Source organism: Thiohalomonas denitrificans (assembly GCF_016841685.1).
Taxonomy (GTDB): domain Bacteria; phylum Pseudomonadota; class Gammaproteobacteria; order Thiohalomonadales; family Thiohalomonadaceae; genus Thiohalomonas; species Thiohalomonas denitrificans_A.
Window position 1 is genome coordinate 1 of record NZ_JAENYR010000089.1, and the last position, 14,108, is coordinate 14,108.

A 14,108-nucleotide genomic window follows, 5' to 3' on the forward strand; every position below is an offset into this window, starting at 1 on the left:
CCTCCGCCGTACCGGTAGGAGGGCCGCCCCGGCGCGAACCGGGTTTCAGCGATAATCCACCATCTCGTCGAGATGGCGTCGCGGGGTCGCCTCCGGCCATTCCGCCGGATAGCCGATCGCCAGAATGGCCACGGGGCGGAGGCTGGCCTCGAGCTTCAGGCCCTCCACCAGCGCCTTTTCATCGAAAGATCCCACCCAGGTGGAGCCGAGGCCTGCGGCCACGGTGGCGAGTTGTGCGTAGGTGGCGGCGATGGTGGCGTCCTGCACGGCGTACAAATCCCGTCCCCGATCGCCATATCGGGTCGCTGAACGCAGCGGGTCGGCACAGAAAACCAGGCAGGCCGATGTCTCGGCGAGAAACGTCTGATTACCGGCGACCTGGCTCAGGGTTTTCCGTCCCTCATCACTGGAAACGATCACGATGCGGTAGGCCTGAAGGTCTCCCGCCGACGGAGCGGCGCTGGCCATCTCGAGGACGGCGTGCAGCTTCTCCCGTTCGACCGGCATATCGCTGCGGAAGCGACGTACCGAGTGGCGATGGCGCACGGTTTCGAAGAAATCCCACATACGATCCTCCTCAGTTTTCCTTTTCCAGCCGCTTGGTGACCTTGTGGTCCGGGTAGTTCTGCCGCAGTACCCGCAAGGTGTCCCCGGCCAGTTCCGGCATCTTCATCGCGCGGTAGGCGGTGACCATGATCCCCAGCGCGTCCGGAACGGCGGGCGTGGACTCGTAGCTTTCCAGTACATAGCGCGCCCGTTCAACGGCGGCCAGATAGGCATCCCGCCTCATGTAGTATTGGGCCACCTGGATTTCATGGCGGGCCAGGTTGTTGCGCAGATAGGTCATGCGCTTGATGGCGTCCTCTGCATAGCGGCTCTCGGGGAACTTCGTGGTCAGCTCCCGGAAGTGCCGAAATGCCTCGCGAGCCCGTGCAGGGTCCCTTTCGGCCGGATCACTGGGAAAGAATCGCTCCATGAAGCCACCGCCGACATCGAAACTGGCCAGCCCGCGCATGTAATAGGCATAATCCACGTTCGGATGGCGGGGGTGGAGTTTGATGAAGCGGTCCGCCGCTGCGATGGCCGCTTCGGGTTCATTGGCTTCGTAATGGGCGTAGATGGTTTCCAGTTGCGCCTGCTGGGCGAAGCGCCCGTAGGGATAGCGGGCCTCGAGCTTGCTATAGAGGTTCAGCGCCTGTTCGTAGTTGCCGTTGTCCAGGGCGGCTTTGGCCTTTTCGTAAATCTCGCCGGCACTCCAGTCGGCGGTCTCATCGGCCTCCTGAAGGCCGGCACAGCCCGCGGTCAGAAGCAGGACGAGGAGGGGTAAAAGCGTGAAAATGCGCATCTCGACTCATTTTTATGGATGTCCAAGTTAATAAGTATAACCGTGGGTCATGAACGAATGAAACAAGATGAGCCACCGAGACGGGTGGCGGTTCCTGCGGAATCGGCCGGTCGCCGACTCGACCAGGTCCTTGCCGATCTTTTTCCGGAGTATTCCCGTTCGCGTCTTCAGCAATGGGTTAAAGAGGGGCGCGTGCGGGTGGACGGGAAATCGATGCGTCCCAAGGACAAGTTGCAGGGTATCGAGCAGATCGAACTCGAGCCGGTCGTGGAGCCTGAGCAGCGCTGGGAGGCGGAAGCGATTCCGCTCGATATCCGCTACGAGGATGAACAGCTCATCGTGCTCAACAAGCCGGCCGGCCTGGTCGTCCATCCGGCGGCCGGTAACCGCGCCGGGACAATGCTCAACGCCCTGCTGCACCACGCCCCGGAACTGGCGTCGGTGCCGCGGGCGGGGATCGTGCACCGCCTCGACAAGGAGACCAGCGGACTGCTGGTCGTGGCCCGCACGCTGCAGGCCCAAACGGCCCTGGTTGCCCAGTTGCAGGCCCGCAGCATGACACGCGAATACCGTGCCGTTGTCTCTGGTGTCATGACCGGCGGCGGCACGGTCGAGGCGCCCATCGGCCGGCACGCCGTCGATCGCAAGCGAATGGCCGTGACACCCAGCGGCAAGCCGGCAGTGACCCATTACCGGGTGGTCGAGCGGTTTCGGGGCCACACTCATATCAAGGTCCGCCTGGAGACCGGCCGCACCCATCAGATCAGGGTACACATGGCGCATATCCGCTACCCATTGGTTGGAGATCCGGTCTACGGGGGTCGTCTCAAGCTGCCCAAAGGCTGTTCGGAAGCCCTGCGCCAGGTACTCCGCGGTTTTCATCGGCAAGCACTTCACGCCGGTAGGCTGGGACTGGAACACCCCGGCAGCGGCTTGGCTATGGAGTGGGAAGCGGAACTTCCGGAGGATATGTGCAGGTTGCTGGAGGCGCTCAGAAACGATGCGGAGCAAGAGGGGAGCGCGTGACGGATTACCTGGAAAGCACCGGAGAGCTTACGGTCCTGCGGCCGGGCTGGCCGGCGCCGTCCAACGTCAGGGCTGCCGCCTCCACCCGAATCGGGGGCGTGAGTGCCCCGCCGTACGACTCGCTCAATCTTGGTGACCACGTGGGCGATGAGCCCCGGGCCGTGGCCGAAAACCGACGGCGACTCGGTCGGGTTTTGCATCTGCCGAACGAGCCGATCTGGCTCCGCCAGGTGCACGGCACGCGGGTCGTTTCCGCGAGGAAAGGGGCGGGTGTCGAGGCGGATGCGATTTGCGCGGACAGAGCGGAGAGCGTATGCGCCGTGCTGACGGCCGACTGTCTGCCGGTGCTGTTCTGCGATCGTGCCGGCACCCGCATTGCGGCCGCTCACGCTGGTTGGCGGGGGTTGCAGGCCGGGATCCTCGAGTCCACGCTCGATGCTTTCAATATGGCCTCCGAAACGGTTTTGGCGTGGCTGGGGCCCGCCATCGGGCCGGCCGCGTTTGAAGTCGGCACCGAGGTGCGGGAAGCGTTCCTGGCATCGGACCCGGGTGCAGGCGAGGCCTTTCGGCCGTCGCCTTCGGGGCGTTGGTGTGCGGACCTGTATGGACTGGCACGCCGGCGATTGAGGCGCGCCGGCATCGGCGGTGTCTATGGGGGTGGCTACTGTACTTACACGGATGCCGAACGCTTTTACTCCTATCGAAGGGACGGGGTCACGGGCCGCATGGCCACCCTGATTTGGATGGAAGACTGATCACCATGCCTCTTCTGGCCTGGATACTGCTCTTCTCCCTGGTCGGAAGTGTCTTCAGTGTGTTGGCTGCGGGGCTATTCCTGGTCCTGCCCGCCGGATGGCGCGAACGGGTGATGCCGCACCTGATCAGTTTTGCCGTCGGTGCCCTGCTCGGCGCAGCCTTTCTAGCGCTGCTACCCGATGCCATTCTCCACGGCGGTGTCGAGCCCCATGGCTTGATGCTGGCCACCCTGTTGGGCCTGCTCGGTTTCTTCCTGCTGGAGAAATTCGTACTGTGGCGGCACTCCCATGTCGACACCCGCGATCTACGCGGTGTCCACAGTACCGGGGCTGGCCAGATAGGGATGTCTCCCGGTATTCTCGTGCTCTTTGGCGACGCCCTGCACAATTTCGTCGATGGGGTGTTGATAGCGGCGGCGTTCCTGACCGATATCGGTTTGGGCATCGCCACCAGTCTGGCGGTGGCCGCGCACGAGGTCCCGCAGGAACTCGGGGACTTTGCGGTGCTCCTGGGCGGTGGACGCAGCCGCCTGCGGGCACTGCTTCTGAATATCCTCTCCGGGAGCGCGACCCTGGTGGGCGCTGTTCTGGCCTATTTTGCTCTGGGAGCGACAGAGGGTCTGCTGCCCTACGTCTTGGTGGTGGCGGCCGCCAGCTTTATCTACATCGCCGTGGCCGACCTGATCCCGGGATTGCACGCCCGGTTCGAGGCCCGGGCCATCGTGGAGCAGGTCGTGGCGATCGGCCTTGGGGTGGTGGTGATTTACTGGGCCCACGGTGTGGCCCACTAGGAGCCTGTCCGAGAACACCGTTTTTTTCGTAGGTTGGGGTGAGTTATGCGAACCCCAACGCTGATTTTGTTGGGCTTCGTTCCTCAGCACCAACCTACATTTTGGAGCCCATTGCTATTCTCGGACAGGCTCCCGGGGCTGTTGGCTTTTCGTATTGCTTGTGGTGAACCCATACAATCGTCGGCTGAATCGATGGTGAGGAATTGAGATGAAACACTGGTACATGCTGACGCTGGTCGGGAAGGACCGGCCGGGAATCGTCGCCCACCTCACCTCGGCGCTGTTCGAGGGGGGCTGCAACCTGGGGGAGGCCTCGATGATGCGGCTGGGCGGCAACTTCACCATCATGTTGATGGTCGAGTTCCAAGGCCGCACCCGTCAGCTGGATGAGCTGGTTGCCCCGGTGGCGGAGTCGATGGACCTGCATCACCACGTCGATCGTATCGAAGGCCACCTCCATCAGCATCTGGAGCCGGACGTGCGCATCACCGTCTATGGCGCCGACGAGGCCGGTATCGTGGCCCGGGTGACCGGCGCCCTGGCGGAGGCGGGCCTGCATATCCTCGACTTCGAATCGGATGTGGCGGGCAGCGAGGCCGAGCCGATTTACGTCATGACCATCGAGGGCCACGCCGCCGAGGGCATCGAGGCACTGCAATCGGCACTGGATATCGTGACTGAAAGCGGCGTCGAGGCGCGCCTGACCCCCGTTCAGACCATGATCGGGTGAGGGAACAGTGGCCATCCTGGACATTCTTACCTATCCCGATGAACGCCTGAAGCGCATCGCCGAACCGGTCGATCGCTTCGACGAGGAACTGCATGCCTTTCTCGCCGTTCTGGAAGAGACCATGGAGGCGGGCCCCGGTGGCGTCGGCATCGCCGCTCCCCAGGTGGACCGGCTGCAGCGTATCGCCATCGTGGACTGTTCCAAGGCGCGCAAACCGGTCTCCAATCATGGCCGTCTGTTCCTGATCAACCCGGAGATCACCGAGTGGGAAGGTATGGAGGTGGGCCGCGAAGGCTGCATGTCGGTGCCTGATTACACCGGCAACGTGATTCGTGCCGAACGGATCAGTGTCAGTGCGCTGGGCCCCGATGGTGAATCGCAGGAGTATCTCTTCGAAGGCTTCGAGGCGAAGGCGGTCCAGCATGAGGTCGATCACCTGGACGGTCTGCTTTTCCTGGATCGTCTGGTCAGCCGTCGCAATGATCTGTTCCGACGCAAGAGCTACCAGAAATCGAAAAAGAGCAATTCTTGAGGTCGAGCATGCCCCATGAACCGTCACAGGTAATCCGACCCGACTGGGGTGCCCGTTGGCTGAACGCGGTCGACCGGCTTAACAGCGCGTTCTGTCGTGGTTATCACCGAATGCAGGCCGATCCGGTGCCGCTGCCTGTGGAGGGGCCGGCTCTGGTGGTGGCCAATCACATTTCCGGACTGGACCCGCTGATCATGATCGCAGCCAGTCCGCGTCCGCTGCGGTTTCTGATAGCCAAGGAGGAGTACGAGCGCCCAGGCCTGAAGGCGCTATTCAAAGCCGGCGGTTGCATCCCCGTGGATCGGAGCGGCCGACCGGAGACGGCCTTCCGGGAGGCTGTCAAGGCACTGCAGGCGGGAGAAGTGGTGGCGCTGTTCCCCGAGGGCGGCATTCATACCGGCGATAAGCGTCCGCCTCTGAAACGGGGCGTATGGAAGCTGGCACAACTGGCCGGGTGCCCCATCTATCCACTGCATATCGAGGGCATAGCGGGAGAGGGACGCATCGTGTCCGGGCTGTTGCGTCGCAGCCGTGTCCGGGTTTTCGCGCACCCTCCGATCACCTGTTTCGACGATGCCTCGACCTGCCTCGATGCCGTGTACGAATCTATCGGGATGGCCCCGGAGTCAGGTTCGGTCAGTCCCATAATGGTCTGAGTCTACACACACTGTTAACGGCGGGCCCTGTCCGCTGCAGGATGGCGCCCGCGGGAAGCCCTATTCTCGAACCTGCATTGATTTTCCTCCTTTCCTGCCCCATTTATCGGGTAATTGCAAACCACTTTACATGCAGAGGAGTATTTGTCCGATGCGAATGGACAAGCTGACCACCAAGTTCCAGACCGCACTGGCAGACGCCCAGAGCATTGCGGTGGGACGGGACCATCAATACATCGAGCCGGTGCACGTGCTGAATGCCCTGATGAACCAGGAGGGCGGTACCACGCGCCACCTGCTCAGTGAGGCAGGAGTCAACGTCAACACTCTGCGTTCCAGGCTGGGCGAGGCCCTGGAGCGGCTACCGCAGGTTGAGGGAATCGGCGGCGATGTACACATCTCCAACGATACTGCGCGACTGCTGAATCAGACCGACAAGTTGGCCCAGCAGCGCAAGGATGGATACATTTCCAGCGAGCTGTTTGTGCTCGCTGCCGTCGAAGACCGGGGCCAGCTCGGCCAGTTGCTCCGCAAGGAAGGCGCCAGTAAAGGTGCTCTGGAGCAGGCTATCGACAAGCTGCGCGGTGGACAGAACGTCGATGACCCGAATGCCGAGGAGCAGCGCCAGGCCCTGGAGAAGTATACCGTCGACGTCACCGAGAGGGCCGAGCAGGGCAAGCTCGACCCCGTAATCGGCCGCGACGACGAGATCCGCCGCGTGACTCAGGTGCTGCAGCGGCGCACCAAGAACAATCCGGTGCTGATTGGTGAACCGGGTGTCGGCAAGACCGCCATCGTCGAGGGACTTGCCCAGCGCATCGTCAACGGCGAGGTGCCGGAAGGGTTGAAAGGCAAGCGCCTGCTCTCTCTGGACATGGCCGCTCTCATTGCCGGCGCCAAGTATCGTGGAGAGTTCGAGGAGCGTCTGAAGGCGGTTTTGAATGATATCTCCAAGCAGGAGGGCAACATCATCCTGTTCATCGATGAGATCCACACCATGGTCGGGGCCGGAAAGGCTGAAGGCTCCGTGGATGCCGGAAACATGCTTAAACCGGCCCTGGCCCGTGGCGAACTCCACTGCGTCGGCGCCACCACGCTGGATGAATACCGGCAGCACATTGAAAAGGATGCCGCGCTGGAGCGGCGCTTTCAGAAGGTGCTGGTTGACGAGCCCAACGTCGAGGACACCATCGCCATCCTGCGCGGGCTGAAAGAGAAGTACGAGGTCCATCACGGGGTGGAGATCACCGATCCGGCGATCGTGTCCGCCGCGACGCTTTCTCACCGGTACATCAGCGACCGGCAACTCCCGGACAAGGCCATTGACCTTATCGATGAGTCCGCCTCGCGCATTCGCATGGAGATAGACTCCAAGCCCGAGGAGATGGATCGGCTCGAACGCAAACTGATTCAGTTCAAGATCGAGCGCGAGGCTCTGGTTCAGGAGTCCGACGAAGCATCGAAGAAGCGTCTGCAGCATATCGAGGACGAGATCGCCCGACTCGAAAAGGAGTATGGCGACCTGGACGAGATATGGAAATCGGAAAAGGCGGCGCTGCAGGGGGCCCAGCACCTCAAGGAGGAGCTGGAGCGGGCTCGCATCGAGTTGGAAACGGCTCGCCGTGCCGGCGACCTGGCGCGCATGTCGGAATTGCAGTACGGGCGCATCCCGGACCTGGAGAAGTCCCTGGAGACAGCCCAGGCGGCTGAAGTGCAGGAGACCAAGTTGCTGCGCAACAAGGTCACCGAGGAGGAGATCGCCGAGGTGGTCTCTAAGTGGACCGGTATTCCCATGACCCGGATGCTGGAGGGTGAGCGGGAAAAGCTGCTGAAGATGGAGGAGATGCTCCATACCCGCGTGATTGGGCAGGACGAGGCGATCACCGCCGTTGCCAATGCCATCCGTCGCTCCCGGGCCGGCCTCTCCGATCCCAACCGACCCAATGGCTCGTTCCTGTTCCTGGGGCCGACCGGTGTCGGCAAGACCGAACTTTGCAAGGCCCTGGCCGGGTTCCTGTTCGATACCGAGGACGCCATGGTCCGCATCGACATGTCGGAATTCATGGAGCGGCACTCGGTGGCACGGCTCATTGGCGCCCCGCCGGGTTACGTGGGTTACGAGGAGGGCGGCTACCTGACCGAGCATGTCCGTCGTAAACCCTACTCGGTGATCCTGATGGACGAGATCGAGAAGGCGCATCCCGACGTCTTCAATATCCTGCTTCAGGTGCTGGAAGACGGTCGCCTGACTGACGGTCATGGTCGCACTGTCGATTTCCGCAACACGGTGGTGGTGATGACCTCGAACCTTGGCTCCCAGTTGATCCAGGAAATGGCTGGAGAGGAACACTACGACCAGATGAAGTCGGCGGTGATGGAGGTGGTCGGGCAGCACTTCCGGCCCGAATTCATCAACCGTGTCGATGAAGTGGTGGTCTTCCATCCCCTCGCCAGGGAGCAGATACGCGCCATCGCCGATATCCAGATCAACTACCTGCGCCAGCGTTTGGCGGACCGCGACATGGGCATGAGGCTTACGCCGGCCGCGCTCGACCGGTTGGCAGAGGCGGGTTTCGATCCGGTGTATGGGGCACGTCCACTGAAGCGGGCCATCCAGCAGCAGGTGGAGAACCCGCTGGCGCAGGAGATCCTTTCGGGGCATTTCGGCCCGGGGGACACCATCGTCATCGATGTTGTCGACGGGCGCATGGCCTTCGGAAGCGAAGCAGCGGTGGCCTGATCCGTATCTAAGCCACATAGTCGCAGCTGGTGTGGTGTTGCGCAGTTCCGAGCTTTTATGAACGGTGCCGGCGGCAAATGGGGTATTTCAAATGTCAGGCTAAAGCCCGACCTCAGGTTTGTGCCGGAGGTCGGGTTTCCGCCCGACAACACCGGTTCTAAACTCGACCGGTAGAGGGTGCATTGATCGACTCGGTTTTCCGGATAAGGCTACCGTCGCTAATTCACCCGGATTACGGCGCCTCCGCATAGCCGGTCAGCTCCACGTAACCATACCCCGAGACCGGTTGGCCGCGGTGTTCGCCGCTGACCCGCACCGCCCCCTCCCAGTAACGGATCGACAGATCGAGTTCCTGGTCGGCCAGCAGGGGCTCCACCCGGAGCCAGAGCTGCTGTTGCGGAAGCTGCAGCCGCCAGCCAGCAGGGTAACGGCCGCCCCGGGGGCTTTCCCAGTGACGGGTCACTGTGACTTCGAAGTCCTCTTCCCGGAGCGCCGTGCGCTCGCCTTCCGGGGACACGAGACTGCCGGCACTGGCGGGATCGGTGGAGCCGTCCCGGAGGCGCAGCCGATACAGCATCAGGTCGACGCCGTTACCGAGTTGCAGGGCGAACCAGTCCCAACCGCTCTGCTCCGGCCCCAGGGCGCTGGTGCTCCACTCCCGGTCCATCCAGGCATTGCCGTCGACCTCTCGGTCGGCGCCGTCGATGGTAATACGGCCGCTAGCGGAGAGGCGGCTGTAGGAGTAGTAGTAGGAGGCATTCCCGGGTGCCTCGCTCTTCTGCGACAGGCCCGCCTCGCCCTGCAGGATGGGCGCTTTCTCCATTGTGAGGGTTAGCTCAATGCCGTCCTCGTTATCGCCTGCCTGCAGGGTCATGGGAAAGGGGTGGCGGCCCTCGCCGCCGGAGACTTCCCAATCCTCGATCCATACCCGGAAGGGGGCGGCACGGGCACCGGCCAGTCCCAGACTGGCGCGGGCGAATCGCTCCCTGGCCACGAAACGTCCGCCCGCCACATCGGTCAGGGCGAGGTGGGCCATATAGACCTGCCGCGTCCGCCAGCGGGAGGGACCCTCCAGTGGCTCCGGGGCGAGGGCGTTCCGGAACAGGGTCAGCTGGAAGCCGTAACGCTCTCCGCGGCGATCCGCGAGGTTGCCGGTGAAATACCACCACTCGGTCCGAAACTCGGGGTGCGGTCCATGGTCCGCCGGAAACTCGAACTCGCGCGGCTCGGTGGCGCGGGCGTAGCCTTCGGTATCGCCCCCCAATGCCTCCGACAGGGGGAGATTGCCCCCGACCGTCGGTTGGTCGGGCGCCGGGCCACATCCGCCTAGCAGGAGCGCCATCAGGAGAGTGATTAGGAAACGGACTTTTTTGCACCGCGGAGACGCAGAGGAACGCAGAGAACTGAATGATTGAAAAGCTTTCATGTTTTCCTGTTGTTCCTCCGCGCCCTCTGCGTCTCAGCGGTGCATTGATCTGTTATCCCCTTAGTTGGACCGTTTTTCATCTGGCTACTCCTCCCGCAGAGCCGCGGCCGGCGGCGAGGAGGCCAGGCGGTGGGCGGGGTAGAGCCCGGCGAGCAGGGCCGCGGCTACGGCGAGCAGTACTCCCTCGATCAGCGCCTCGGCGGGGATTTGTAGCCAGAGCGTCCAGCCGAAGGCGCGCCGATTGATGACCTCGATCAGGATGGCGGCGAGCAGCAGACCCGGGGGCAGGGCCAGAAGCCCGGCAATCAGCCCCATGACACCGTTCTGGAGGGTGACCAGACGCCATAACTCACCCGGTGTCATGCCGGTAGCCCGCAGGATGGCGAACTCCCGCGCCTTCTCCAGTTGCAGGGCCATCAGGGCGCTGAACACCCCGCTGAAGGCGACGGCCACGGCAAGCAGCCGCAGGACCTCGGTGATGGTGAAGGTGCGATCGAAGATGGCCAGGGAGGCCTCCCGGAGGTCCCGGTTGGAGCGGATTCTCACGCCTTGCAGATCGGACACCCGGCTCTGCAGACGCTCCATGGTCTGCTCGACATCGGCCCCCGGCTCCAGGTAAACCCCCAGGCCGCTTACCTTCTGGTCCGCGAACCACTGCTCGTAGACAGCGCGGGCCATTACCACCGTGCCGCGGTCGCTCTCGTAGTCGTAGAAGATACCCGCGATCGGAAACGTCCGGGCACCGTGCTCCGTATCGAGGTTCAGCCGGTCACCGGGCACTACCCGGTGGCGATGCGCGAACGGCTCGGAGACCAGGACGGCGCCCCGTTCGAAGGCGGGCCAAATCCGCTTCGGCTTCTCGGCCTGGAACCGGTAGCCGGTGCGGCTCTGTGAGTTGAGGTGCAGTGCCTGCAACTGTACCGGACCGAATTCGCTGTTCACCTCGAGGCTCCGGTAGGTGGAGAGATCGGCCACGCCGGAGGTCTGTCGCACGCGTGAGATCACTTCCGGGAGCAGCGGCGGCGAACGGCGGGCCGAGATCGCCGAACCTGGAGAGATATAGATGTCCGCCTGCAGCGTGAATTGCAGCCACTGGTGGACGGTTTGCCGGAAGCTGTCCACCATCACCGCCATGCCGATACTGACCGATACGGCCACCGCCAGGGCGGCGATCGCCACAGCGGTTCGGCTCAACGATGCCTGCACACCTCGCAGGGCGAGTCGCTCCGGTGTTCCGAACCGGCGGCGGCCGAGCCGCTCTAGGAGGCTCACCATCATTCCGGTGACCCAGGGCACGGCCAGGGCGAAACCGAGGATGATCAGAAACAGGGCGATGAACCCCGGAGCCAGGGCCTGCGACGGGTAAAGCAGCAGCAGGGCACCGACGGCCATGACTATCCCTCCCATGGCGGCCGCCCGAGGCGCGACAATGCGATAACGGCTCTCCTCCCGGGAGCGGGTAGTGACCAGCCGGGGTGGAGTGCGGGTCGCCTTGAGGGCGGGCGCTATGGCCGCGGCCAGGGTCGCTCCCAGTCCCAGCAATACCGCCTTGGCGAGGGCCGCCGGTGTAATGGCCAGTGCGGTGACATTGAGGACGAAATAGAGGTCGTTGATGGTGCGGGTGACCAGTCCCAGCAATCCCTGGGCGAGAGCAATGCCCACGCCGATCCCGATGGCCGTGCCGACTGCCCCCAGGAGCAGGGCCTCACCGGCAATGAGCGAAAAGATCTCCCGGCGGCTTGTGCCCAGGCCGCGAAGATTGCCGAGCAGCGGGCGACGCTGCACCACCGAGAAGGTCATGGTGTTGTAGATCAGGAACAGGCCCACCAGGAGTGCCAGCAGGCTGAGTGCCGTGAGATTGACGGAGAAGGCGCGGGTCATCTGCTCCATCACCTGTGTACGGCTCTCGGAGCGCTGGAGGTCGATGCCGGAGGGTAGCCGTGTCCGGAGAGTCTCGGCTTCGGCTGGTCCGAGGATGAGATCGATGTGACTGAGCCGCCCTACCATGCCGAGCAGTTCCTGTGCGGTGGCGATATCGGCGATTAGCATCCCATTCAGCGCCTGGCGCTCCATTCGATCATCGGAGTCCATGGTCCCGGCGATGCTCACCACCACCTGCCGGCCGCCGATATCCAGTTCCAGCGGATCGCCGATGCCGAGTCCGAGGTCGCGGACATTGGAGCGGCTGATGACCACCGTGCCGGACTCGGTCAGGAGGCGATTGAGATCGATTTCGCCCCGACTGAGGAAGGAGATGTGGGACCGAAACGGCGGCTCGGAAAAGGGGTCCAGTCCCAGCAGGCGAAAGGTGCGTCCGCGGCTTTCGGCGAAACCCTCGACGACGGGGGCGGAAGGGCGCAGGCCCTCCCCGCGCAAGCTGGCGTATAGGGCCTCGTCGATGCCGAGCGGGCTACCGACGATCTGGTGGGTGGCGCGTCCGGAAATGCTCTCCATGGAGAGGGCGAAAGCGCGCCGGGCGCTCTCGTTGGCCAGATCTACGGCCACCACCACCGCCACCCCGAGGGCAATGCCTACTACCGCCAGCACCAGTTGCCAGCGATGGCGCAGGTGATAGCGGAGTCCCGATAGCCAGAGGGTACGGGTCAACGCGCTGTCTCCGGCAGTCCCTCCAGCAGCCGACCCTGTTCGAGCCGCAGCACCCGGTCGGCCAACGGCAACGCTTCCGTGCCGTGACTGACCATGATCAGGGTGACACGCTCTTCCCGGGTCAGTTCGTCGATCAGTTGCAGCATGCGGGCCCCGGTCTCTGCATCGAGATTGCCGGTCGGCTCATCCGCCAGCAGCAGGGCCGGTTCGTGAGCCAGGGCGCGGGCGAGCGCCACCCGCTGCTGTTCGCCGCCCGAGAGGGTGTCGGGAAAGCTGTCGAGCCGGTCACCCAGCCCGACCCGCTCCAGCAGATCAGACGCTCGCTTCAGTTCACCGGCGGTACGTCGGCCGTTCAACTCCAGCGGCAGGCGCACGTTTTCCTCCACCGTAAGGGTCGGGATCAGGTTGAAGGATTGATAGACGAAACCGATATGTCGACGCCGGAAGCGGGTTCGTTGCGACTCGTTCATTGTGGTCAGCCGCGCCTCGTCCACCCGGATCTCTCCGGCGGAGGGCCGATCGATACCGCTGATCAGATTCAGCAGCGTCGACTTCCCCGAGCCGCTGCGGCCCAGCAGAACGATCCGTTCACCGGATGTCACTCCGAGGTCCAGATGGGAAAACACCGTACGTCGATGCCCGCCCTCCAGATACTCTTTGGCAAGGTTGTGTAATTCCAGAAACATCGACGGCAGTTCTCAAGACATGGGAGAGGGTCAGCCCCGATTTTCCGCTTCTCCATGGAGGTGCAGGATAGCACCCGGCGCCGCGGCAGGTTGGGACATCCATTGCCGACCGGAACGGTGTGACGGCGATCCGTTCCAGACGATGCGCCGGATCAGTCGATATTCCGCTCAATGAAATCACGCACGAAGGAGGGGGACTGGGCGCCGCTGAAGCGCTCCACCTCTTCGCTGTCACGAAACAGCAGCACGGTGGGGAAACCGCGCAGGCCGTAATGGCCGCAGAGCTTCATGTTTTCGTCCGCATCCACCTTGGCCAGGATGATTGCTCCTTGGTATTCGGGGATTACACGTTCGAGAATGGGCCCGAGAGAGAGGCAGGGGCCGCACCAGTCCGCGGTGAAGTCCACCAAAATGGGTACCTCCCGGGAGGCCTCGATGACGGTTTTATTGAAGTTGTCGACGTCGGCGTCGAAGATAAAAGGACTTTTATCGCTCATGAGTCTGTCTTTGCCGAAAAAGCGCCATTGTAACGGCAAGAGCCGGGTGAGTGGGTAGTCTCGAGTGGCGAGTGGCGAGTGGCAAGTGACGAGTGACTAGTGGCTAGTGGCTAGTGGCTAGTGGCTAGTGGCTAGTGGCGAGAGGTGAACGTTTAACTGTCATTGCGAGCCGTACCCCCTGCTGCGCAAGCCCGAATCAGTGACGAACATTTAGCCGTCATTGCGCAGGCCCGAATCAGTGATGAACCTTTAGCCGTCATTACGAGGAGCCCCAGCGACGCGGCAATCTCGGGTTTTGGGAGCAGGAGATTACTTCG

13 protein-coding genes are annotated in these 14,108 nt (G+C 63.2%); 7 read left to right on the forward strand and 6 right to left on the reverse strand.

Features of this window, described 5'->3' with window-relative positions:
• Positions 1 to 45: 45 nt before the first annotated feature.
• Positions 46 to 567 carry a nitroreductase family protein gene (locus Q7L05_RS14990; RefSeq protein ID WP_303908465.1) on the reverse strand — a complete coding sequence of 174 codons (522 nt, stop codon included), beginning with the start codon at positions 565 to 567 and terminating at the stop codon, positions 46 to 48.
• Between the two features lie 10 nt (positions 568 to 577).
• Positions 578 to 1,345, reverse strand: a complete 768-nt coding sequence (locus Q7L05_RS14995; RefSeq protein WP_303908468.1) for an outer membrane protein assembly factor BamD — start codon at positions 1,343 to 1,345, stop codon at positions 578 to 580.
• Positions 1,346 to 1,402: 57 nt separating this feature from the next.
• Between Q7L05_RS14995 and rluD the strand changes: the two genes are divergently transcribed.
• From rluD to clpB, 7 genes are all read left to right on the forward strand, one after another.
• A complete protein-coding gene (rluD, locus tag Q7L05_RS15000; RefSeq protein ID WP_303908471.1) occupies positions 1,403 to 2,371 on the forward strand; it encodes a 23S rRNA pseudouridine(1911/1915/1917) synthase RluD in 969 nt (322 codons plus the stop codon).
• Positions 2,368 to 3,126: a peptidoglycan editing factor PgeF gene (gene pgeF, locus Q7L05_RS15005; protein WP_303908474.1), complete on the forward strand. Its 759-nt coding sequence runs from the start codon at positions 2,368 to 2,370 to the stop codon at positions 3,124 to 3,126. Before rluD ends, pgeF begins: the two co-directional genes overlap by 4 nt.
• A 5-nt stretch (positions 3,127 to 3,131) precedes the next feature.
• Positions 3,132 to 3,917 carry a ZIP family metal transporter gene (locus tag Q7L05_RS15010; RefSeq protein WP_303908477.1) on the forward strand — a complete coding sequence of 262 codons (786 nt, stop codon included), beginning with the start codon at positions 3,132 to 3,134 and terminating at the stop codon, positions 3,915 to 3,917.
• A gap of 208 nt (positions 3,918 to 4,125) precedes the next feature.
• Positions 4,126 to 4,647, forward strand: coding sequence for a glycine cleavage system protein R (locus tag Q7L05_RS15015; protein WP_303908479.1), 522 nt, complete (start codon positions 4,126 to 4,128; stop codon positions 4,645 to 4,647).
• Positions 4,648 to 4,654: 7 nt separating this feature from the next.
• Positions 4,655 to 5,179, forward strand: a complete 525-nt coding sequence (gene def / locus Q7L05_RS15020) for a peptide deformylase (RefSeq protein WP_303908483.1) — start codon at positions 4,655 to 4,657, stop codon at positions 5,177 to 5,179.
• An 8-nt stretch (positions 5,180 to 5,187) separates the two neighbouring features.
• Positions 5,188 to 5,835 (forward strand): lysophospholipid acyltransferase family protein, encoded by a 648-nt coding sequence (locus Q7L05_RS15025; protein ID WP_303908486.1) that lies wholly within the window; start codon positions 5,188 to 5,190, stop codon positions 5,833 to 5,835.
• 151 nt (positions 5,836 to 5,986) lie between these two features.
• Positions 5,987 to 8,575 (forward strand): ATP-dependent chaperone ClpB, encoded by a 2,589-nt coding sequence (clpB, locus tag Q7L05_RS15030; protein ID WP_303908489.1) that lies wholly within the window; start codon positions 5,987 to 5,989, stop codon positions 8,573 to 8,575.
• Between the two features lie 232 nt (positions 8,576 to 8,807).
• On the opposite strand, the gene Q7L05_RS15035 is transcribed toward clpB, so the two are convergent.
• The 4 genes from Q7L05_RS15035 to Q7L05_RS15050 form a co-directional block, all read right to left on the reverse strand.
• Positions 8,808 to 9,917, reverse strand: coding sequence for a lipocalin-like domain-containing protein (locus tag Q7L05_RS15035; RefSeq protein ID WP_303908493.1), 1,110 nt, complete (start codon positions 9,915 to 9,917; stop codon positions 8,808 to 8,810).
• Positions 9,918 to 10,085: 168 nt separating this feature from the next.
• Positions 10,086 to 12,608, reverse strand: a complete 2,523-nt coding sequence (locus tag Q7L05_RS15040) for an FtsX-like permease family protein (RefSeq protein WP_303908495.1) — start codon at positions 12,606 to 12,608, stop codon at positions 10,086 to 10,088.
• Positions 12,605 to 13,294: an ABC transporter ATP-binding protein gene (locus Q7L05_RS15045; protein ID WP_303908498.1), complete on the reverse strand. Its 690-nt coding sequence runs from the start codon at positions 13,292 to 13,294 to the stop codon at positions 12,605 to 12,607. Before Q7L05_RS15045 ends, Q7L05_RS15040 begins: the two co-directional genes overlap by 4 nt.
• 152 nt (positions 13,295 to 13,446) lie before the next feature.
• A complete protein-coding gene (locus Q7L05_RS15050) occupies positions 13,447 to 13,791 on the reverse strand; it encodes a thioredoxin family protein (protein WP_303908501.1) in 345 nt (114 codons plus the stop codon).
• Positions 13,792 to 14,108 lie beyond the last annotated feature (317 nt).